Origin of the sequence: Vibrio sp. 1727 (assembly GCF_033344415.1) — a bacterium.
Taxonomy (GTDB): domain Bacteria; phylum Pseudomonadota; class Gammaproteobacteria; order Enterobacterales; family Vibrionaceae; genus Vibrio; species Vibrio alginolyticus.
The window spans coordinates 16,247-38,569 of the sequence record NZ_JAWPOT010000002.1 but is presented as its reverse complement, the minus strand read 5'-3'; the positions used below and the strand labels follow the sequence as shown (position 1 = coordinate 38,569).

Sequence of the window (22,323 nt, the reverse complement as noted above, 5' to 3'; positions counted from 1 at the left end):
CCTTACAACCAACGCTTACGACGTTTGTAAGATTTCAGATTCTTAAAGCTCTTGCGATCTTCATCGCCTCCGCCAAGGTAGAATTCTTTTACGTCTTCATTGTTTAACAGTTCGTGCTTGCTGCCATCCAGTACGATTTTGCCTGATTCCATGATGTAACCGTAATCGGCCGCTTGAAGAGCGAAGTTGGCATTCTGTTCAACCAAAAGCATGGTAATGCCTTGCTCTTTGTTGATCTTGTTAATAATGCTGAATACTTCTTTAACTAGCAGCGGAGAAAGCCCCATAGACGGTTCGTCCAACAAAATCATCTTCGGTCGAGCCATTAACGCTCGGCCAATCGCTAACATTTGTTGCTCACCGCCAGACAAATAGCCCGCCAGGCCAGTGCGCTCTTTGAGTCGCGGGAAATAGTCAAACACCATTTCGATGTCTTGTTCAACTTCGTTGTCAGAGCGTGTATAAGCGCCTAAGCGAAGATTTTCTATTACCGTCATATCTTCAACAATTCGGCGCCCTTCCATAACTTGGAAGATGCCCGAACGGACGATCTCTTCCGGGCTTTTGTTGTCTATACGCTCGCCCATGAAGTTGATTTCGCCGCGCGTCACTTCACCATCTTCGGTTTTCAATAAACCAGAAATGGCTTTCAACGTTGTGGATTTACCCGCACCGTTGGCGCCCAGTAAGGTCACAATCTGCCCTTTTGGAACTTCTAAACTCACACCGCGAAGTACTAGTATTACTTCGTCGTAGACGACTTCAATGTTGTTCACTGAAAGCAGTATTTCTGCCGGTTCGATATTCGTTGCTAATTCAGCCATCAAGCTACTCCTTGCTAGGGTGAGAGTGTTCTGTCACCCATCCTTATTTTCAGTAAGCTTTGTTATTAATAAGTCGTAGATTAGTAACCTAGCCAATCGTCACGACGTGACAGTGTCACCTGAGATACTTTCTTAATATCAACTGCACCGCCATCGTTGTTGCCCATAAAGACGTTCACGGTTGTTGTGCCTCGGTGATCTTCCGGTTTCCAGTTCGCAGGGACACAAACACCTTCTAAGCCTTGTGGTACCCAGTTGTCATGGACATACATGCCCTTCTTGATGTTTTCACCTGTGATACCACCGTTGTCTTTCGCCCACTCCATTGCTTCTTTCATATAGAACGCAGAACAAATACCGCGAATGTAATGGTGAGTTCTGAATTCGCCCGGCTCTGATTCAGACTGCTTAGAAATCTCACGAACCAGCTTCATGCCCTCATTATCATCTCCCCAAAACGCCGTCATACCCGGGAAAACGTAATCTTTAAGGCCATCGCCTGCTGCTTCAAGCACTGGCTTGTCGCCGCCCCAAATGTTTGCCATGTACTGGAACTCTGTCCCAACCGTGTTACAAGACTTCACTAGTGAGATAACCGAGCTACCGATATTAGCAATGTAACCATAGTTGGTGCCTGACTCTTTCAGCGACAAACATTGCGCTTTGAAGTCCCCTGGTTTTAGTGACACAACGACTGGGTTTTGCACATCAAAACCAAGCTCTTTAGCGTACTCTGCACACGCTTCTTTTGGCGCATTCGGGAATGGATGGTTATCGCCAATGTGCGTAAATTTCGGCGCACCTTGATTGCCCTTAGATTCCCAATCTTCTTTCGCCCACTTAACTAGCGCACGGCACGCATCTGAGTACGACGCACCATAAAAGAAGTTATAAGGCGCTGGTTTCGCGGTTTTTGGGTTTTTACCGGTTGGGTCAGTTAAGTGACCAGAGTAAGAAGCAGAGAACACCGGCACTTTGTCTTTGGTAACAAACGAAATAAGCGCTTCGGTATCCGCCGTACCCCAACCTTGCAGCGCAACCATGTCTTTACGCGCCACCCAACGTTTATAGTTAGAAATCGCCACTGGTACTTTGTACGCCATGTCTACTGTTTCAAATTCGAGCTCGGTACCGTTAATGCCACCGTTTTGGTTAATCCAACGCAATGCGTCTCGCACGCCAGAACCATAAGGCTTGCTCACATAGGCAGTTGGTCCAGAAAAGTCGACTAATTGCCCGACAAACACAGAATCTTTTGCCCAAGTTGCGGTAGTAAACAGTGCAGATGACAGCACCAACGTTGTCGCTAAATGTCCTTTGTTCATAACTCGTTGTCCTTGTTATTGAGGTATATTCCACTTAATTCCACGTTAATATGAGAACGGATAGTGTTTCCAATATGCTCGAATCTGTTGCCAGCGATGCGATAATCCTTGAGGTTCGAAAATGAGGAACAGCATGATGACTAGACCAATCGCCATTTCTTTGAAGTAAGCCAGACCATCAGTGAAAGCGGTGGTATCACCAAACGCTGAAAGCCCCGTTACGCCAAACTCCAAAACTTCAGGCAGCAATACGATAAATATCGTCCCCATCAATGTGCCTTTGACTGAACCCAAGCCACCAATGATGATCATTGCCAAGAACTGGATAGACATCATGATGGTGAAGCCTTCTGCTGATACAAACCCTAGATAATGTCCGTAGAGTGCCCCCCCGATGCCTGCATAGAATGCACACACTCCAAATGAGAGCAGACGATACTTGGTTAGGTTGATACCCATGATCTCTGCTGACAAATAGTGATCTCGTACTGAGACAAACGCGCGACCGTCACGAGAACGGATTAAGTTTGATGCCCACATATACATGAAGATCAGCGCAAACAGAGCGATATAGAAAAAGCTTTCGTCAGTCGTAAACTCAAAGCCAAACAAATTAATTGGGTTCGCGCTAGCACCGTATGAGCCGCCACTGAACCAATCTGCGCGAGCAAAGAAGTCCTCTAGAATAAACTGCGCCGCCAACGTTGCGATAGCTAGGTATAAACCTTTAATTCGAGCCGCTGGCAGACCAAACAGCATCCCCACAATCATGGTTAAGTAACCCGCGAGCGGAATCGCAAACACGACTGGAATGTTAAACTGGTTATTTAGCCAAGCCGATGCAAAGGCGCCAAAGCCAAAGAACGCACCGTGACCTAGCGAGATTTGTCCGGTAAAACCAACCAAAATGTTTAAGCCCAATGCCGCGATACCGAGGTATGCAATCTGAATAAACAGGTTTAGGAAGTAAATATCCAAGACCAGCGGTGCTGCCAGCATGGCGATGACACCTGCAATCGCAAGGCTTCTGATGGTTTTGGTTTCAAAAATTGGCGTATCGCTTTTGTATGTGGTTCGAAAATCCCCACATGGGCGCATGCTAAGTTGAGCCATGTTATTTCTCCTTAAATACGCTCAATATCTTTGGTACCAAACAGGCCATATGGCTTGAAGGCAAGAATGATTAACAGCACATAGAATGGTGCGATGTTGTACAGGTTACCCACTTGCAGGTATTGGCTATCAAAAAACTCAGCCAAGTTTTCTAGCACCCCGATGGTAATACCACCGACAATTGCGCCGACTACCGAATCTAAGCCACCTAAAATAACGGCTGGGAAAACTTTGATACCAATAATGGATAGCGCGTCAGATACGCCGTTAACGATACCGATAACAATCCCTGCTGTTGCAGATACCATTGCCGAAATGGCCCAACTGATGGCGAACACTTTCTTGATGGAAATGCCAAGACTCTGGGCTACTTGCTGGTTGAATGCCGTTGCGCGCATTGCCAGACCCATTTTGCTGAATTTGAAGAACCAGTAGAACGCGCCCATGATGAGCATTGAGAAGATCAAGCTAAGAATGTAAGCAAACTCAACATTCAAACCTCCGATATTCACCACGTTAGTTTCGAACACTTGCGGGTACGACACAGCAGAGACACCGAATATCCACTTCATCAGCGCTTGGAAAAACATCGATAGACCAATGGTCACCATGATCACAGAGATAATCGGTTCACCAATCAACGGTCTGAGCACAATGGTTTGCACGGCGATACCAAAAATCATCATGAACGCGAGCGTGAGTAAAAAGCCTATAAAAAACGGTAACTGTAGGTGTACCAATGCCGCCCAACATACCCATGCGCCAATCAACAAGAACTCACCCTGAGCAAAGTTGACCACCTGGGTCGATTTGTAAATCAATACAAAGCACATGGCGACAACGCCATACAACATGCCAACGATCACGCCATTAATGACGAGTTGCAGTAATAAATCCGTATTCACTATGCGATCCTCCGTTGTTCGCTATCCACTAGTGTTGGCTCATGCTCAATAAGCGTTTCAATAACTAGCGACGTTTGAATGCGTGTTTTGGTGCCATCTTGATAAGTGATCACCGTATCGACATCGACTTTTGGATCGTCGCTGTAGATGGTTTCGATGATGTCTCCGTATTTCTCTGCAACCACACCACGGCGTACTTTACGTGTGCGAGTTAGCTCTCCATCGTCGGCATCCAGCTCTTTGTAAAGTAGAATGAATTTGCTGATCTTCTGTGCATCCGGTAGGGATTCGTTCACTTTTTGAACTTCTTCACGAATCGCTTGGTACACTTCTGGTTGAGCAGATAAGTTGGTGTAGTTGGTAAATGCCAAGCCGCGTTGCTCTGCCCACTTCGCGACGATCGCATAGCGAATACAGATGATGGCAGACAGCCAAGGTCGACCTTTACCTACCACCACGGCTTCTGCAATAAACGGCGAGAACTTGAGTTTGTTTTCGATAAACTGTGGCGAATAACGGTCGCCATGGCTGGTTTCCGACATATCTTTCAGACGATCAATCACCACCAAGTGACCGGAATCTTTAAAATAGCCCGCATCGCCTGTGTGCATCCAACCATCTTGAACATCTTCATCATATGCTGCTTGGTTGTTTAAGTAGCCAGTAAACATGCCTGTACTTTTCGCGATGATTTCACCAACGCCATTGCTGTCCGGGTTGATGACTTTCACATCTGCATTATCAAACGCAACACCAACGGAATCGTAATCCACATCATCCGCTTGGTGCACGGTGTATGCGCCACACATTTCGGTCTGACCATAAAGCTGCTTAAGTGGCACACCAATAGCTTGTAGGTAACGGAAAGTGTCAGGCCCCATCGCCGCGCCGCCCGTTGCAGCAGATGTTAGGTTCGAAAAGCCTAAACGGTCTCGCAAAGCACGCAAAAGAATCCATTCGGCGAGTTTAGAACGTTTGCCCTGCTCTAACGCTTTGTTGGCTAAGCTCATGCCCAGTTTGTACATCTTTTGCTTAAACGGTGTCGAATCCATCATTCGTGCAGACACGTCTGCCACAATGTTTTCCCACACACGTGGCGCTAACAGCACAAAGTTTGGACCGATTTCACGCAAGTCGGACATCATGGTTTCTTGTTCTTCCACAAAGTTAACGATTTGACGAGAAATCAACGCCTGACCAACCACGTAAACCTGCTCCATAATCCAAGGCAAAGGCAGAACAGAAACGTAGTTGTCGCCTGGGGAACGAGGGTCTGCACGCAAGTAAGCCGCACAGTGATCCAAGAACGTGCCACTGTGTAGCTGAGCCAATTTTGGTTTAGAAGTCGTACCCGACGTTGTACAAAGAATTGAAAGATCGCTGCCTTTGGTTTCAACAACCATATTGAGATATTTGTCTGGGTCCGCTTTATCAATCAGCTGACCTTTTTTGTAGACCTGTTCAACATCAATTAATCTTGGATCATCGTATTTACGCATTCCACGAGGATCGCAGTAAATAATGTATTCAACGCTAGGAATTTCATCACCAAGCTCAAGCAGCTTGTCGCATTGCTCTTCATCTTCGGCAATCACGACTTTTGCTTTTGCATAGTTGATAAGGTACGCCACCTCTTCGTGCATAGAATCTTGATAGATGCCCAGCGAGAAACCTTTGATCGCATGTGCCGCTAACTCGCCCCATACCCATTCAGGGCGGTTATCACCTAGCAAACCAACGACATCTTGCTCACCAATACCCAAATCTCGTAGTGCCAGTGCCATCCACTTGACGCGGTTTTCATAATCCTTCCAAGTGAACTCTCGCCATATACCAAACTCCTTTTCACGCATTGCGACTTGTTCGGGCCAGTTCTTGGCATTGTGTTGCAACACTTTTGGAAAGGTATCTAAGCGGGTTATATCTGCCCAATCATTATGTTGCTGTGCCATTATGCACTCTCCTCTAATGTCGGTAACTCTTCGCCTAAGTACGCTTGTTTCACATGTGGGTTGGCCATCACTTCTTCAGGCTCACCCGTAGCAATGTGTTTACCGAAATCCAAAACCAAAACGCGATTAGAGATGTCCATGACCACGCCCATGTCGTGCTCAATCATGATGATCGTGATATCTAATTCTTCATTCAGATCCATGATGTAACGTGCCATGTCTTCCTTTTCTTCCAAGTTCATACCTGCCATTGGTTCATCAAGCAGCAGTAACTTAGGTTTTAAGGCAATGGCACGAGCAAGCTCTACACGCTTACGTAAGCCGTAAGATAGCGTGCCTGCAGTCGCTTTTCGGATGTGCTGGATTTCTAGAAAATCGATCACGTCTTCCACATATTTGCGGTGCGCCATCTCTTCTTTCTGCGCATTGGAGAACCAATAGAGTGGCCCCGTGACGAAGTTATTTTTCAGTAGGTGGTGTCGGCCAACCATGATGTTGTCCAGTACCGACATATGAGAAAAGAGCGCTAAGTTTTGGAAGGTTCTTCCCAGCCCTAACTCAGCTCGTTGGCTTGGTGTACGTTTAGTTACGTCATCTCCAGCGAAGATTACAGAGCCTTTGTTTGGTGTGTATCGACCAGAGATGCAATTGAGCATTGAGGTTTTACCTGCACCGTTTGGACCAATGATTGAAAAAATTTCCTTTTCATTCACATGGAAGCTCACGTCAGTTAAAGCTTTCACCCCACCAAAAGCCAATGAAATATCGTTTACCTGCAACAGAGGCGATTCCGATACCATAGTTGATCTCCCTTTCGTTATTTTAAGTGCGTTCCATTGAGCACTATTTGATCAAACCTAACTTTGATACTGGTAACCGCTTTTACACCTATGCATCAACTTTGTATTCAGTTTACGTAAACGTCAATTTAAAATCAGAATAGTGCCTGAAAGATTAAGTTGCAATCGAGTTCATCGAGAAAGATTTGAACTAACGCAAACTTTAAGTAAATAAATTGTTAATAAAAATTATTCTCAAACGCTTACATATTTGGATAGTTCGGACCACCACCACCTTCTGGCGGAGTCCAGGTAATATTTTGACTTGGATCTTTGATGTCGCAGGTCTTACAGTGGATACAGTTGGCCGCATTTATTTGCAGCTCTGGCTGCTGCTCCCCCTGTACGATTTCATACACGCCAGCCGGACAATAGCGCTGTGCTGGCTCTGCATATAATTCAAGGTTCTGCTCAATAGGGATCCGCTGGTTCTCCAGTCGTAAGTGGCATGGTTGATCTTCCTCATGGAAGATATTGGATAGATAAACGGAAGAGAGGCGATCGAAACTTAACACGCCATCAGGCTTCGGATAGACAATTTCATTGCTGTTTTCCGCCAATAACAGAGACTGATGATCAGGCTTATCACAGCGGATATGCCACTTAGCTTTGCCTTTTAACACGTTATGTTCCAGCAGCGCTAAACCACCGCCCAGCCACGATCCAAAGCGGTGGATTCCACTTGAGAAGTTACGTGCTTGATAAAGCTCTTCATACAGCCAAGACTGTTTGAAATGCTTTTGATAATCAGCAGTAACTGACTGACTCTCAAGGGCTTCACATACTGCTTCAGCGGCAAGCATTCCAGATTTTATTGCGGTGTGTGTGCCTTTGATTTTAGCGCCGTTAAGTGTTCCTGCATCACAGCCAATTAACAAGCCACCAGCAAACTGCTGCGTGGGAAGCGAATGAAAGCCGCCCTTGGTAATCGCTCTCGCGCCATAGCTAATACGCTTCCCATTTTTGAGGTATTGCTCAATCAACGGGTGGTGTTTAAAACGTTGAAACTCATCAAATGGACTCAAGTGCGGATTCTTATAATTCAAGTCAACAATCAACCCGACGGCAACTTGGTTTCCCTCTAAATGGTAGAGATAACTGCCACCTGTAGCTTCATTTGATAACGGCCAACCTAATCCGTGCACTACTAAACCTTGCTGATGCTGCTCTGATGGGATTTCCCACAGCTCTTTAAAACCGATAGCGTAGTGTTGAGGCGTTTTCTCTTCAGCAAGATTAAATCGGTTAATCAACTGCTTACCAATATGCCCCCGTGCGCCTTCAGCAAATAAAGTAAACTTCGCTCGCAGTTCAATACCAGGTTCGAAATTTCCTTTTTGTTCACCATTTTTATCTAATCCCATATCGCCCGTGATCACGCCACAAACACGACTATCTTCATCGATGATCGCTTGACTGGCGGTAAAACCTGGGTAGACCTCCACCCCCAAGTTCTCAGCCTGCAACGCCATCCATCGGCATAGACTGCCCAAACTTATGATGTAATTACCTTTGTTATGTAACGTATTAGGCACCGCCCAAGACGGCAGTTCATGACCATTGATGTCATTGCCTAGATAGTAGGTTTTATCCTGGTTTACTTTGGTATTGAGCGGAGCGCCTTTCTCTTCCCAGTCGGGAAAAAGCTCATCCAAACTCCGCGTTTCAAACACCGCACCCGATAAAATATGCGCTCCAACTTCAGAACCTTTTTCTACCACGCAAACAGAGAGGTCTTGTTTTTTTTCTGCTGCTAATTGTTTGATTCGGCATGCCGCAGACAAACCTGCGGGACCAGCGCCTACAATCAGAACATCAAATTCCATGCAGTCTCTTTCCATGATTGCATTCCTTTTTCTTTGCATGTTGCCAACTTGTTAATAAACAATATATTTAAAGTTGACGCAAACGTAAAGGTAAATTAACATCATTTTAAAGACGTCATCACATCGTCTTCACTGTAAACACATAGTCTTCACTGTAAAAGGAATCTAACGTGAAAATACTAGTGCCAATCAAAAGGGTCATTGATCCCTACGTTAAAGTTCGCGTGAAAGCGGACCATAGCGATGTTGAAACCAATAACGTCAAGATGACGATTAATCCATTTTGCGAAATAGCCGTTGAAGAAGCCGTACGACTAAAGGAGCAAGGTATTGCAGATGAAGTCATCGTTGTCAGTGCTGGCGGTAGCCAGTGTCAGGAGCAACTACGTACCGCGCTTGCATTAGGCGCCGATCGCGCTATTCATGTCGATACTGAAGACAAAATAGAGCCATTAGTTGTTGCTAAGCTGCTCAAAGCTCTAGTTGAGCAAGAACAAGCACAGCTTGTGATTACGGGTAAACAATCCATTGATACGGACAACAACCAAGTGGCTCAGATGCTGGCCGCCCTACTTGACTGGCCTCAAGCAACTTTCGCTTCCGACGTGAAGATTGAAGATCAAAAAGTTCAGGTCGTGAGAGAAGTGGACGGCGGCTTGATGACGGTCGCGATGAACTTACCTGCGGTGATCAGTACTGACTTACGCCTGAATGAACCGCGTTTTGCCTCTTTGCCTAATATCATGAAAGCTAAGCGCAAGCCGTTAGATACCATCACACCTGACAGTCTGGGTGTTGAAGTGGTATTTAGCCAAACCATTCAAGAAATCACACCGCCAGCGCAAAGAAAAGGTGGCATCAAGGTTGAATCTGTCTCAGAGCTTCTCGATAAGCTGCGTAACGAAGCGAAGGTGATTTCATGAAGAACTTAATCATAGCAGAGCATGACAATAACCAATTGCATGCGGACACACTCAAAGTGGTTAATGCAGCAAAACAAGTCAGCCAAGACAATGTTTTGATCGTAGTGGGCCACCAGTGTGAAGAAGTCGCTCAACAAGCTTGTCGCGTTGATGGTATATCAAACGTAATTTGTGTCGATGATGAGCAACTTAAGCATCAATTTGCCGAGAGTATCGCACCTATTGTAGTGAGTGTTGCTGAAGGTTTTGACGCAATCTGGGCTAGCTCATCATCAAAAGGGAAAGATCTTGCACCGCGAGTAGCAGCGAAGTTCGGCGTTGGGCAAATTTCCGATATTGTCCAAGTTATCGATGAAAACACTTTTATCCGCCCTATTTACGCAGGAAACGCATTTGCCAAAGTGACCACCAGCGACAAGGTTCGCGTCATCACCGTGCGCGCGTCTGCGTTTGAGCCGGTTACTTGTCACAACCAAGCTGATATTAAGCATCAGCAGGTCACTATCTCAGCTCCAATGGTTGAATTGGTTTCTGTCGATAAAACCGTGTCAGAACGTCCTGAATTAAGCGCGGCAGAGGTGGTTGTGTCAGGTGGACGCGGGGTCGGTAGCAAAGAGAACTTCGCGTTGATCGAACAAGTTGCCGATAAACTAGGTGCTGCCATTGGCGCTTCTCGCGCGGCGGTTGATGCCGGGTTTGTTGCCAACGACTTACAAGTGGGTCAAACCGGTAAAATCGTTGCACCTAAGCTTTATATAGCGGTTGGGATTTCCGGTGCCATCCAGCATCTTGCAGGAATGAAGGAATCCAAAGTGATTGTCGCGATCAACAAAGATCCAGAATCTCCTATCTTTGAAGTTGCCGACTATGGATTGGTTGGTGATTTATTTGAGGTACTACCTCAGCTTGCCGAACAACTTTAAACGATCAGATAAGGGGCGAACACTGCTATGTTCGCCCCTTTATTTTGTTTTTTGGTCATATTCAAAAGAATTGAAATTAGAGGGACCTATGCCAAATTCTGCACCTATTTGGTCACCATCTGCTGAGCGCGTCAGCAATAGCAACTTATTACGGTTCATCGAAAAGGTTAATAAAGACAAAGCCGAAGGTACCGTAATCAACAATTACACGTCTCTACACCAGTGGTCCATTGAGCACAATGATGAATTTTGGCGACATACTTGGCAGTTTTGCAACGTAATCGGAGATATGGGTTCGCAAATCAAGAGCCTTGGCAGTCCCAAATGGACACAAACAGGTTCTAATCATCACCATGTAAATAGAGACACAGTATGGTTTGCTGACGCCACGCTGAACTACGCAGAGAACCTCCTATCTCAGGCTGAACAATCACCAGAGCGCGAGTTTATTGTTTTTAGCAATGAAAGCGGTGAACACCGACAACTCACCGGTAAACAGTTGCTTGAACAAGTTTCCGCCATTCAACAATGGCTACTCAATTGTGGTGTCGGTAAAGGCGATGTCGTTGCGGGTTATTTGCCCTACCTTCCTGAAACCGTTATTGCCATGCTGGCCACCACCAGTCTTGGTGCCATTTGGACTTCAACCTCTCCTGATTTTGGTATCGATAGAGTCGTAGAGCGTTTTGGTCAGGTCAAACCGAAAGTTCTTTTTTGCTGTGATGGCTACCAGTTCGGAGGCAAAGCTTTCGATATGACGGACAAGAACACCACTCTTAGTAGTAAGTTAAGCAGTGCCTCCGAAGAGACTACTATTAGCGTATGCCAAATCGAATATTTACAAAACGCTGAGAGTGCTAGCACTTCTGAGTTTGTTTCTTGGTCCGATATTACTCACCACTTTTCTCCACAATCAATTCAATATCAACCAACGCTGTTTAATGACCCGTTATTCATTTTGTATTCTTCTGGTACAACAGGTCAACCTAAGTGTATTGTCCATTCCGCAGGCGGTACCTTGCTCAATCACCTCAAAGAACATCAACTGCATTGCGACATCAAATCGCAAGACAAGGTTTTCTACTACACAACATGTGGTTGGATGATGTGGAACTGGCATGTTTCCGCTCTTGCGAGTGGAGCAACCTTAGTGATTTACGACGGTAGTCCGGTTTATCCTGATCACTCCGTCTTATGGCGATTAGCAGAAGAACATAACGTGTCGCTGTTTGGTACTTCAGCGAAATACTTAGAGGCACTGGAACATGCGAACTGCTCTCCAAAACTAGAACATAACTTGAAGTCACTCAAAACTCTGTGCTCAACTGGTTCGGTGCTTTACCCAGAACAATTTAATTATGTCTATCAGCACATCAAGCAGGACTTGCATCTCGCTTCTATTGCTGGCGGCACAGATATTTGCGGATGCTTTGTACTTGGAAACCCAATCTCACCAGTTTACAAAGGTGAATGCCAAGGCGCAGGGCTGGGAATCGACGCACGTGTTCTAGAGGATGATGGACATACTATTACGCAAAAACGTGGCGAACTGACTTGTAATAACTCACTACCTAACTTCCCTATTGGTTTCTGGAACGACAACGGCGAACGTTATCACAACGCTTATTGGAGCAAGTTTACCGATATCTGGCACCATGGCGACGATGTGATGCAAACCGAACATGACGGCTTTATTTTTTATGGCCGTAGTGACGCAACCTTAAATCCAGGCGGCGTACGAATCGGTACCGCTGAAATCTATCAACAAGTGAACGCGTTACCCGAGGTTGAAGACTCCATCGCTGTCGGCAAGTTAAACCAGCAGTCTGAAGAAATCTGGTTACTAGTAAAACTCGCTCACAACGTCGAGTTAACCCAACAACTCACCGATTCAATTCGCCAAACATTGAAAACAAAATGTTCACCGCGCCATGTCCCACGACAAATTTTTGCTATCAGTGATATTCCTAAAACGCGCTCAGGCAAATTGGTTGAGCTAGCAGTGAAACAATTGGTAAACGGACAAGCTGTAAAAAACATTGGTGCTATTGCTAACCCAGAAGTGCTGGAAGAAATTAAAACGCTGTTCAACATAGAAAGTGGTGCCACTGTCACTTAGAGACTCAACAAGTCTTCCAACAATACAGACGGGTATAACCTAACTATATTTTAGCTCGCTCGATAACTCCTCCCCACTTTCGTGGAAACTGAGCGAAATATGCTTCATGTACACAAAAAAGGTGAGATAATTCTATCTCACCTTTGAGCCATATGAGCGGGAGCATTAGTTGGGGGTTAAGCTTTTATCAGTTGGCTCATATCTTCGCGAACTTGTGGCACCGTTAAACCAACGATGATTTGAAGGCTCTCTTGATTTCTAACAATATTCACCGCTCCGTGCTGTGTGAAAAATGCGTTCTCCTTTACAAGAGAGACATCTTTAACTTTAACACGCAGACGCGTCGCGCAATTAGTTAACAATTCAATGTTTTCTTTTCCACCCAAACCTTCAATAAAGGCACTAGCTTGTGACGGACTTGCGCTACTGTTATGGACCTCTTTCGCTTCTTTGTAGTCAGCTTTTGAATACAACTTACTATCTGCACCTTCACGTCCCGGAGTAAGTATGTTGTATTTTAAAATAAGCGCGCGAAACGTAACAAAGTAAACACCAGTAAACATGAGACCAATAATAATCTGAATCACGTATGTTCCCGCATGGTTACCAGCCAAAGGCAACCAGTTTTGGAAAATGAAGTCTATCAAGCCAGTCTGAAAGTTACCGGAAACACCAAACATAAAGGCGATCGTTGCCATTGTCGCAGATAACAACGCATGCAAAGCAAACAGCGCAGGTGCGATAAATAAGAATGTAAACTCTATTGGTTCGGTGATCCCTGTAAGAATTGCTGTGATTGCGGCTCCGAGCACTAACCCCATCACCATCTTTTTATTTTCTTTTTTCGCAACTGAATAGAGTGCTAGTGCGATACCCGTACAACCAAACACTTTACCCATTCCCGTCAACATCAAACCACCCTGAGGAAATTGTGTCGTTAAACTTTCCGAGCTCTGGGCGAATGTCTGTATATTTTGAATCCAATAGGCAACCGTTCCGCCATCGACTGCAACTGGCCCATAAAAAACGGGACCATATACGAAATGATGCAACCCCGTTGGTATCATGATTCGCTCTAAAAACGTAAATAGCCATACCCCTAACGATCCAGCAGAAACCAAAAATGATTGCAGATTATTAATACCATGCTGAATACTTGGCCAAGTCAAACAAGTTAGAATTGCCATCACGACCATAATTGGGAAGCTAATGATCACAACCAATGGCGTTCCGCCAAATACAGCCGCCCAATCCGGTAGCTTTTTATCAAAGAATCGGTTGTGAACCCAAACAGAGAGACTTGCAATTAAAATCGCACCTAGCAAGTTGGTATCAAGCGTTAGAATGCCACCAACTTCAGTCAAACCTCGCTCACCTTCCGTATAGTTAACTCCCAGTTCTGGCCCCCAAAATTGAAGGATTCCACCAATAACGTAGTTATACGTAATGTAGGAAACAAGTGTTGCAAGTACAGCGCGACCAGATGCTTTTTTAGCTAAAGCGATAGGTAACCCAACGGCAAAAATAAGTGCCATATTTTTAAATACAGCGAGTGATGCCTGTAAAATGATCGTCGAGACTTTAACCCAAGCACTCCCCTCTAGTGCCCAAGGAAACACTTCTTGATTTAACAGCACAACAGAGAAACCCAATAACATGCCCGCTGCTGGAAATAATAGAACGGGTACAAACATCGCGGCTCCGAACCTTTGAATAATGTCTTTCATATAAACCTCTTGTTTCATTCACGGAGCCTACAAGTAGGCCCCGAACGTCCAGTTGTTATTGAAAAAATTGAGGAAGGTAGGCTTTATTTTCTTCTAGTAATTGTTTTGTTATTTCTTTAGCTTTTGGCACATTAACCACGGTACGGTTAAGTGTGAGTGCATTAATCAGCTTTTGCTGACTTCCTTCGTACCAAGCATCCACGACTAATTTCTCGTAACCAAGTTGGCTCTCAATCATGGCTTTTTGGAAGGTTGGGATTTTTCCTACAGTAAAAGCTTTCGGTCCATCACTAGTTAGCGCAGCTGGAACTTCTACCATGGCGTCATTTTGTAAATTTGTAATAGCACCATTATTCGGTACGATGACGAGATACACATCGCTCAAGTTGTAGGCTAGCGAAGCCGCGACTCTCACCATGTATCGACCATGGATATCGGCATGCAGTGTTTCGTGCTTCGTGGTGCCCGCTTCAATTATTCTTGCGTTCAATTCGAACACTCGTTTCTCACGGCCGTTAATTACCTGCCTTGCGCGAGTATTATTGATATCCTCTTTCGCTACCATTTTTTCAGGGTACAAATAGTATTGAAGATACGTATTCGGCAAAAACTCTGGATTATCAGCAAGCATTGTTCTCATGTTTTTGAATGTGGCTTGCCACGATGGGTCATCCGCTATTTCCGCATCAACCGCACTGATCCCTTCTTTTAGGATGATATTTTTAATTTTATCCGTTAAGTCTTCACCCTGTTTATTACGAATTTTGGTAAACCAGCCATAGTGATTAAGCCCAAAATATTCAGGAACAAAGTCCCAAATTTCACACCCTAACAATTGCGCATAGCTGACCATAATCGCTGCTGGCATATCACAAATATTTAGAATTCGCTTATCATGCGGAAATTCACGATTTAAAGCTTCAGCGACAATTGCCGCCGGGTTGGTGTAATTAAGAATCCACGCATCTGGACACGTTTGTCGGATCTCGTTCACTAGCTGGATCATATCGCCGATAGAGCGAAGTCCATATGCCATTCCTCCCGCGCCACATGTCTCTTGCCCAACACAAGAGTTGGATAGCGGGATTTGTTCATCGCGCTCGCGCATGGCCAACCCACCAGTGCGGATCTGGATAAAGAAAAAGTCCGAATCTGCGAATGCGACAGATTTATCCGTTGTATAAACAAACTCTTCAACTTCTGGATAGTGTTCTCGCAATAGAATTTCAGTAGCTAATGCATTCGACTCTTGGCGTTTCTCATCTATGTCGTAAAACACGACTTTTGCGAGTGGAAAGTTATCTTTTTCTGCAATAAGGCTGTTCATCATACCAAGTGTGTATGTACTGCCGGCACCAACAATCGTTAATTTTTGACGTTTCATTTCGCTACCTCAAATGTTTACCCTAAAATGTACAAAATAAGTATTAATACTTTTATGATACATTTAAAGTGTAAGCACAAAGATACGAGATAAAAATCACACAAAGATCCTAAGGAAAAGTATTAACTACATCTCAGATCACATTCTTGCTATCATGATCCAAGACTTAGCGAGGTATTATGAAACCTAAATACATAGACATTGCGGAACGATTAGAAAAAAAGATCAAAGATGGGGAACTACAACCTAAATCGATGCTTCCAAAAGAGAGTGATTTGCAAGAAGAGTTTTCCGTAAGCCGCGTAACCATCAGAAAAAGCTTACAAATTCTGGTCGACAATAATTTAATTAGTCGGACAAGAGGTAGTGGAACTTATGTAAACGATCTAAAAGCCCAACATGATGCCTTACATTTGCTGGGTTTTATCGAGGAAGTCAGTAAACAGGGGAAAACGCCTAGCTCTCAAGTCATAAAGTTCGAACTTAAAAAGCCGAATGAGCAGGTTGCTAAGCAGTTAAATCTCTCGCCCAATGATGATACATATGAAATACATAGACTCAGATGTATTAATGATGAGCCTGAAATTTACGAAGTCACTCATATGCCAGCAGTGTTATTTCCAGACTTGAGCATAGCCATAATGAATGGTTCTAAATATGAGTACATTGAAAATAGCAAAGGATTGAAAATTGCGAAAAGCAGTCAGTCTGTCAAACCGTACTTGTTAGATGCAGGGACGGCCTCATACCTGAATGAATCAGAAGCTTCCCCTATTCTAAAAGTTGAGTCCACTGGTTACCTAGAAGATGGTCGTGCATTTGAATATACCGTCAATTACTTCCGACTTCATCAATACAGCTTCGAGTTTATTTCAACTAGGACGTAGTCCTATTCGACGCTAATGGTTAATCATTGCGCCAAATCTTATATCCGACCTCTCGCATTGCTCTGCCGAGCAGGTGGGAGGCGACTGGCGCAGTGAGAACGATAAACAACATCGTACCGATAACCCGAGAGATCACGGTAACTTCAGGGAGTGAGAAAGCGACCGCTAATAACAAGCAGCTCACTCCGACGGTCCCAGCTTTGGTCGCTGCATGCATTCGGGTATACAAATCCGGAAGCCTCAGAACACCTAGACTTGCAATCAAGGTCAACAATGTTCCTAAGCATAAAAATAGTCCAATCAACACGTCCATTATTCTTTCTCCTTTCTTTTAACGATCAAACGTGCAAATGCGATCGTGCCGAGAAATGCAACCAAACCTAATGTAATGGCGATATCTAACAGAGCGTCCTCACCGCTGTCTAAGGTGTAAACCGTAATAAATCCGATAGTGATAAATGAAATCAGATCTAACGCCACAACTCGATCAGCTAGCGTTGGTCCTAGAATTAAACGAGCAAAAGCCATAACAAAGCTGAGTAGTAGCCCAGAATAGGCAAAAGTGACCGTTATTTGCAGCCAACTATCCACGCGTCACCTCCAAAATTCGATGCTCTAACCCATCTTTAATTCCGCGAATAACCTCTTCATGTTCAGGTGCAAACATGGCATGAACGATAAGATACTTTTTATCAGCCGTAACATCCAAACTAAGCGTGCCCGGTGTTAAAGAAACCATGTTCGCCAGTAATGTGATTTCTAGATCAGAATCGACCTCCAGAGGGACATAAACGATATCAGGCTGACTCAAATGAGTAGGTGTCACAACGTCCCACACCACTTTCGCAACCGATATAACCATTTCATAAGCGAAGTACATCAATAACTTCAATGCAGATGCAAAACGTTGAAAATAGCTCGTTTTCAATCCAAATGGTTGACTCAACCTTAAAGCAAAAAAACCGACCGTAAATCCGACAACAAAATTCAGACTCGAATAGCTGCCATTAAGCATCATCCACGCTAACGCTAAGAAAAAATTGAGGAATAGATAGATCATGTATTTCCTCCTAACACCACTCTGATGTATTCAGTCGGATTTAACAGTTGTTCTGCAGCTTGAACGGAAAATTGATAAAAAGGCTCCGCCACTAAGCCAATGATTAGCGTCAACGTCGTCAATACAATAATTGGAACGCAGTACAACCAATGTGCTTTGGCCTGCAGAGTCTGTTCTGGCTTCTCTCTAAATGGCTTTTTCCAAAATGCCTCACTCCAAATTTTCGTCATCGAGTAGACAGTAAGCAACCCCACCAATAACGCGGTACCTGCTAACCAGTAATATTCAGCCTGTATGCTCGACTTGATGACCAATAGCTTTCCCCAGAAACCCGATAGCGGTGGAAAACCGGCCAGAGAAAACGCAGGCACAAGAAACAAGAACGCCAACCAAGGCATAGCTTTATATACCCCACCCAAATGTTCAAGTTGACTAGAGCCATATTTGCGCTCGATGAATCCACCTATTAAGAACAAATTCGCTTTTACAATGATGTGATGAACAATGTAGAAAATGGCACCGGCTAAAGCTAAGGGAGTGTAAATAGCCAACCCCATGATCATATAACCTATTTGGCTAATAATATGAAAAGAAAGAATTTTCTTAATGTCGAATTGGCTAGCCGCTCCTAAAACGCCCGTTAACATGGTTAGCCCTGCGACCCAAATTAACGTCGGTTGCCAGCCACTCTCGGCGAGCGGAAATACTAAGGTGAAGACTCTTATCAACGCGTATACACCGACTTTAGTAAGCAACGCGGCAAACAGTGCCACCACACCGCTTGGCAACGTGTGATAAGAAGCGGGCAACCAAGCAAATAAAGGAAAGAGTGCCGCTTTAATAGAGAAGGCAAACAAAAATAGCGCGGACAGCATCATGTTGATGCTCAATTCATTTTCCGCAACTTTGGTGTAGAGATCGGCCAAGTTCAAGGTGCCCGTTGCGCCATACAATAAACCGATAGCAAGTAAAAATACCAGCGTCGAAATCAGGTTCAACATCACGTACTTTACTGCACCATCAACTTGAGTTTTCGTTGCATCTAACACCATTAAACCAAATGATGAAATGAGCATGACCTCAAACCAAACATACAGATTAAAAATATCTCCAGTCAGGAAAGCGCCATAAACGCCAGCAAGCAACACGTGCATTAGCGCATGGTAATTGCTATAGGAGGGCTTTCGGTGAAGGTCCGCCATCGCGTAGAAAACACATATCGCACCAATCACCGCCGTTATCATCACCATAGCAACACTGAGGTAATCTGCGACAAACACGATACCAAATGGCGCACTCCACTGACCAAAAGCAACGGCTTGAATACCATTATTTATGATGTTTTCTGTGAGAAAGCCCGCAACGAAAAGGTTCGAAATCGCACTTACACCGCTCAACCACTCAACACTTTTTGTTGAGCGACGGACGAAGAAGATAGTCAACGCCGTACTCAGCGATAGAACAACCGGTAACGTAAGCAAAATCGAACTCATTGACCCTCCTCAGAACGTTGCATTTCATCGACGTTTGCAGTTCCAGTGTCTTTATAAGCTCGATAGAACAGCATTAAAGCAAAAATAAGTAGTCCAAAACCGATGACTATCGCAGTTAAGATAAGCGCTTGAGGTAAAGGATTTGCCGCGCTATCTGGTGGTAAAAGAGCATTATCGCCAATCAATGGCGGCTCTCCGGGCGTCAGCCTTCCAGCGGTAAAAATAGCAAGGTTAACCGCACTACTGAGTAACATGATGCCGAACAAAAGGCGCAAGATATGCTTTTCAAGCATTAAATAAACACCTGCTGCGACAAATACTCCAACGACAACACTCCAAACTACTTCCATCACTCTAGCTCCTCATTAATACGAAGCAGCATACCCATCACGCCACCTATAACGGCAAGGTAAACACCAACATCAAAAACCAATGGCGTCCCTAGTGGTATCACGTCTTTCCACCACAGTCCGGTCAAAAACGGTTTATCAAACGCAAAGCTCAAAGCACCAGAAACTAAGCTCAATGCGATGCCAGATAACGCAATGAGAAATGGTTTGAAATACAACCTAGAACGAACGTATTTCGGTGATTCCGCGAACATGAGAAGTGATAAGCCAATAACGGCAATCAACGCACCAATAAAGCCACCACCCGGTTCATTATGACCACGTAACAATAGATACACTGAAAATACGAGCATGAGTGCCGAAACGATGTGTGCCGTGGTTGCAAAAATTAATGATTGGATACGATTTTGCTTTTTCGCTCTTGTCTTAAGCAAACTCACTGCCGCAATCCCAGCAATAACAACGACGACAACTTCTCCCAATGTATCAAATGCGCGAAAGTCGACCAGAATAACGTTAACAATGTTTCGCCCATGTCCACCCGGGACACTGTTTTCTGCAAAGAAATCTGACACCGAAGAGTCCATCGGCTGAGACGTGATTCCTAACAAAAGTAAAGTAACCGAAACTCCTATCACACCTGCTATGCAAATATTCGCTACTTTACGTTTTATTGAATGCTTGGGCACGGTGGTTAGACGCGGCATATGACGCATTAACAATGCAAGAAAGACCACCATTAATGTTTCCACTAACAGTAAAGTCTTCGCAACGTCCGGGGCGCTATAAATCATAAAAACAAGCGTAGTCATGAAGCCAATCATACCAAGCGCAGAAATCGCAAGAAGTCTTGCGTGGGACAACGTACATACGAGCGCAGCACCAATCAACAATAAGGCAATACCAATCTCATAGAAAGTGACACTTGAAAGTTCGCCAACCAAAGGCAGAGGAATAAGCGCTACCTGACTCAGTAACGCAACGGCAAGTACCGTGAAAAATAATAGGACATAGCGACTCAATTTCTTTTGCTGTAACCGCGCCGTTTGCCACTTCGCCACTGTCATCATGCCATCTAATAGTCGTTCAAAAATATTCTCCGCTTTGGGGACAAATAGATGTAGCCTCTGAAAAAATGCAGACACAGTAGGATAAACACGGTACACCACATACCCCAACGCTAGCGTAATAACGCTTAACACTAACGGTACATTCACGCCATGCCATAGTGATGTCTCTTTAAGAGCTGCTGTGGGCAGAATGTCAGCAGAGCCCGGAAAAATAATATTGCGATCTAACCAATTTAAACCGAATAACGGGACCAGGAGACTGCCAAGTGCCAAGAGCAAAGGCGAGATCCACATGGCTTTTTTTGTCTCAACTGGCTTAGTTTCAATCGGCACGAGATCACGGCGAGCAAAGAATGGTCTCGCAATAAGCATAATGGTTAGCGCGACCATCAGTATATTCACGATTAAAAGTACAAAGGCGATCCAGTTATTGAGCTCTACTGCGGACTTATACATGTATTCTTTGCTCAAAAAGCCTAACAACGGCGGGAACCCCGCTTTAGACAATGCAGCTAAACTCCCCGCAACCATGCTGATGACGAGAACTGACTTCAGACCGTACAATTGATCAATATCTCGTGTTCCTGTCGCTTTGTCGATATTACCCACCACCATAAACAGCGCAGCTTTATAGAAAGAGTGAGCGAGAATAAACATCAATACTGCACTAACGGCCAAATCTGTGCCCATACCTAGTAATAATGTTAATTTACCCAAAGCAACATTCGTGCTGTAGGCTAGCATCAGCTTCAAGTCAGTTTGTTTTAATGCGACAAATGTGCACCAAATGGCCGTGATACTCCCAGTGATGACTAAAGCATAAAACCAGATCTCGCTGTGGGCATAAACTGGCGATAAACGTGCTAATAGGTAAATGCCTGCCTTTACCATTGTTGCCGAGTGTAAATACGCACTGACCGGAGTGGGAGCTGCCATCGCGTTAGGTAGCCAAAAATGAAACGGGAATTGCGCAGATTTAGTAAATGCACCGAGTAGTATGAGCACTAGAGATGGGATAAACCATTCATGCTGCGCAATAGTGTCTGCCTGCTCGATAATGGTATTTAGCTCATAACTCCCTGCCATTGCTCCCAGCAAGATAAGACCAGCTAGCAACGCTAGCCCACCAGCACCGGTAACAATCAGCGACTGCAAGGCGTTTTTCCGAGACGTTTTATTTTCGTGATTAAACCCGATCAGTAAGTAAGAAGTGATGGTGGTGAGTTCCCAGAAAACAAATAACAACAGAATGTTATCGCTCATCACAATCCCTAGCATGGCAAGCATGAATAGGGTTAGATACAAATGAAAGGAAAACCGGCTATCACTTTCTCGTAAATAAGCCAACGCGTAGATTTGAATCAGTGCGCCAATCCCACTGATCAGTCCCGCAAAAAGAAATGAAAGACCATCTAATCTAAAGCTAAGGTTGATATCGAGGCTTGGTATCCATTCCGCATTCCAGCTCACGCCTGCAGGAGTATAGATATAGAAGAGAAAAGAGAAGATTAAAACTGGCAGCGCAGGGAAAATCAGTAAGACCAACTGATTATCTAGGTTTTTCGGCAGGTTTTCTTTACCCGTTATGTTATTCAACATCGCA

Annotated in this window: 19 protein-coding genes; 4 read left to right on the top strand and 15 right to left on the bottom strand. The window is 44.6% G+C overall.

The window, feature by feature from the left end:
* Nucleotides 1-2: 2 nt before the first annotated feature.
* From R8O10_RS02600 to R8O10_RS02570, 7 genes are all read right to left on the bottom strand, one after another.
* Complete coding sequence (locus R8O10_RS02600) at nt 3-824, bottom strand: ABC transporter ATP-binding protein (protein WP_017633695.1); 822 nt, start codon at nt 822-824, stop codon at nt 3-5.
* An 80-nt stretch (nt 825-904) separates the two neighbouring features.
* Nucleotides 905-2,149 carry an ABC transporter substrate-binding protein gene (locus tag R8O10_RS02595; protein ID WP_005373285.1) on the bottom strand — a complete coding sequence of 415 codons (1,245 nt, stop codon included), beginning with the start codon at nt 2,147-2,149 and terminating at the stop codon, nt 905-907.
* Between the two features lie 45 nt (nt 2,150-2,194).
* Complete coding sequence (locus R8O10_RS02590) at nt 2,195-3,262, bottom strand: branched-chain amino acid ABC transporter permease (RefSeq protein ID WP_005382737.1); 1,068 nt, start codon at nt 3,260-3,262, stop codon at nt 2,195-2,197.
* Between the two features lie 11 nt (nt 3,263-3,273).
* On the bottom strand, nt 3,274-4,167 hold the full coding sequence (locus tag R8O10_RS02585; protein ID WP_005373295.1) for a branched-chain amino acid ABC transporter permease: 894 nt from the start codon (nt 4,165-4,167) through the stop codon (nt 3,274-3,276).
* A complete protein-coding gene (locus tag R8O10_RS02580) occupies nt 4,167-6,119 on the bottom strand; it encodes a long-chain fatty acid--CoA ligase (RefSeq protein ID WP_154204278.1) in 1,953 nt (650 codons plus the stop codon). Before R8O10_RS02580 ends, R8O10_RS02585 begins: the two co-directional genes overlap by 1 nt.
* Nucleotides 6,119-6,919, bottom strand: a complete 801-nt coding sequence (locus tag R8O10_RS02575) for an ABC transporter ATP-binding protein (RefSeq protein WP_005373297.1) — start codon at nt 6,917-6,919, stop codon at nt 6,119-6,121. Before R8O10_RS02575 ends, R8O10_RS02580 begins: the two co-directional genes overlap by 1 nt.
* A 242-nt stretch (nt 6,920-7,161) precedes the next feature.
* The gene (locus tag R8O10_RS02570; protein ID WP_053304706.1) at nt 7,162-8,799 is read right to left on the bottom strand and encodes an electron transfer flavoprotein-ubiquinone oxidoreductase; all 1,638 of its coding nucleotides are present in this window, start codon (nt 8,797-8,799) and stop codon (nt 7,162-7,164) included.
* Between the two features lie 155 nt (nt 8,800-8,954).
* Between R8O10_RS02570 and R8O10_RS02565 the strand changes: the two genes are divergently transcribed.
* From R8O10_RS02565 to R8O10_RS02555, 3 genes are all read left to right on the top strand, one after another.
* Nucleotides 8,955-9,707, top strand: coding sequence for an electron transfer flavoprotein subunit beta/FixA family protein (locus R8O10_RS02565; RefSeq protein WP_042523555.1), 753 nt, complete (start codon nt 8,955-8,957; stop codon nt 9,705-9,707).
* A complete protein-coding gene (locus R8O10_RS02560; protein ID WP_005373301.1) occupies nt 9,704-10,630 on the top strand; it encodes an electron transfer flavoprotein subunit alpha/FixB family protein in 927 nt (308 codons plus the stop codon). Before R8O10_RS02565 ends, R8O10_RS02560 begins: the two co-directional genes overlap by 4 nt.
* 88 nt (nt 10,631-10,718) lie before the next feature.
* Nucleotides 10,719-12,749 (top strand): acetoacetate--CoA ligase, encoded by a 2,031-nt coding sequence (locus tag R8O10_RS02555; protein WP_318191070.1) that lies wholly within the window; start codon nt 10,719-10,721, stop codon nt 12,747-12,749.
* A gap of 176 nt (nt 12,750-12,925) precedes the next feature.
* Here R8O10_RS02555 and R8O10_RS02550 read toward each other — a convergent pair whose 3' ends face one another.
* Nucleotides 12,926-14,476, bottom strand: coding sequence for an alpha-glucoside-specific PTS transporter subunit IIBC (locus tag R8O10_RS02550; RefSeq protein WP_215810345.1), 1,551 nt, complete (start codon nt 14,474-14,476; stop codon nt 12,926-12,928).
* Nucleotides 14,477-14,531: 55 nt separating this feature from the next.
* Nucleotides 14,532-15,860, bottom strand: a complete 1,329-nt coding sequence (locus R8O10_RS02545; protein WP_005373308.1) for a 6-phospho-alpha-glucosidase — start codon at nt 15,858-15,860, stop codon at nt 14,532-14,534.
* A gap of 179 nt (nt 15,861-16,039) precedes the next feature.
* Between R8O10_RS02545 and R8O10_RS02540 the strand changes: the two genes are divergently transcribed.
* A complete protein-coding gene (locus R8O10_RS02540) occupies nt 16,040-16,747 on the top strand; it encodes a GntR family transcriptional regulator (protein ID WP_213916875.1) in 708 nt (235 codons plus the stop codon).
* A gap of 19 nt (nt 16,748-16,766) precedes the next feature.
* On the opposite strand, the gene mnhG is transcribed toward R8O10_RS02540, so the two are convergent.
* The 6 genes from mnhG to mbhE are packed head-to-tail and all read right to left on the bottom strand — an operon-like array spanning nt 16,767 to nt 22,319.
* Nucleotides 16,767-17,060: a monovalent cation/H(+) antiporter subunit G gene (mnhG, locus tag R8O10_RS02535; protein WP_213916874.1), complete on the bottom strand. Its 294-nt coding sequence runs from the start codon at nt 17,058-17,060 to the stop codon at nt 16,767-16,769.
* Entirely contained in the window at nt 17,060-17,338 is a 279-nt protein-coding gene (locus tag R8O10_RS02530) for a cation:proton antiporter (protein WP_005373317.1), read from the bottom strand. Before R8O10_RS02530 ends, mnhG begins: the two co-directional genes overlap by 1 nt.
* Nucleotides 17,331-17,807 (bottom strand): Na+/H+ antiporter subunit E, encoded by a 477-nt coding sequence (locus R8O10_RS02525; RefSeq protein ID WP_104976188.1) that lies wholly within the window; start codon nt 17,805-17,807, stop codon nt 17,331-17,333. The genes R8O10_RS02530 and R8O10_RS02525 overlap by 8 nt, the downstream gene beginning before the upstream one ends.
* Complete coding sequence (locus tag R8O10_RS02520) at nt 17,804-19,300, bottom strand: Na+/H+ antiporter subunit D (protein ID WP_239932194.1); 1,497 nt, start codon at nt 19,298-19,300, stop codon at nt 17,804-17,806. The genes R8O10_RS02525 and R8O10_RS02520 overlap by 4 nt, the downstream gene beginning before the upstream one ends.
* Nucleotides 19,297-19,650: a Na+/H+ antiporter subunit C gene (locus R8O10_RS02515; protein WP_064369328.1), complete on the bottom strand. Its 354-nt coding sequence runs from the start codon at nt 19,648-19,650 to the stop codon at nt 19,297-19,299. The genes R8O10_RS02520 and R8O10_RS02515 overlap by 4 nt, the downstream gene beginning before the upstream one ends.
* The gene (mbhE, locus tag R8O10_RS02510) at nt 19,650-22,319 is read right to left on the bottom strand and encodes a hydrogen gas-evolving membrane-bound hydrogenase subunit E (protein WP_176311480.1); all 2,670 of its coding nucleotides are present in this window, start codon (nt 22,317-22,319) and stop codon (nt 19,650-19,652) included. The genes R8O10_RS02515 and mbhE overlap by 1 nt, the downstream gene beginning before the upstream one ends.
* Nucleotides 22,320-22,323: the final 4 nt, after the last annotated feature.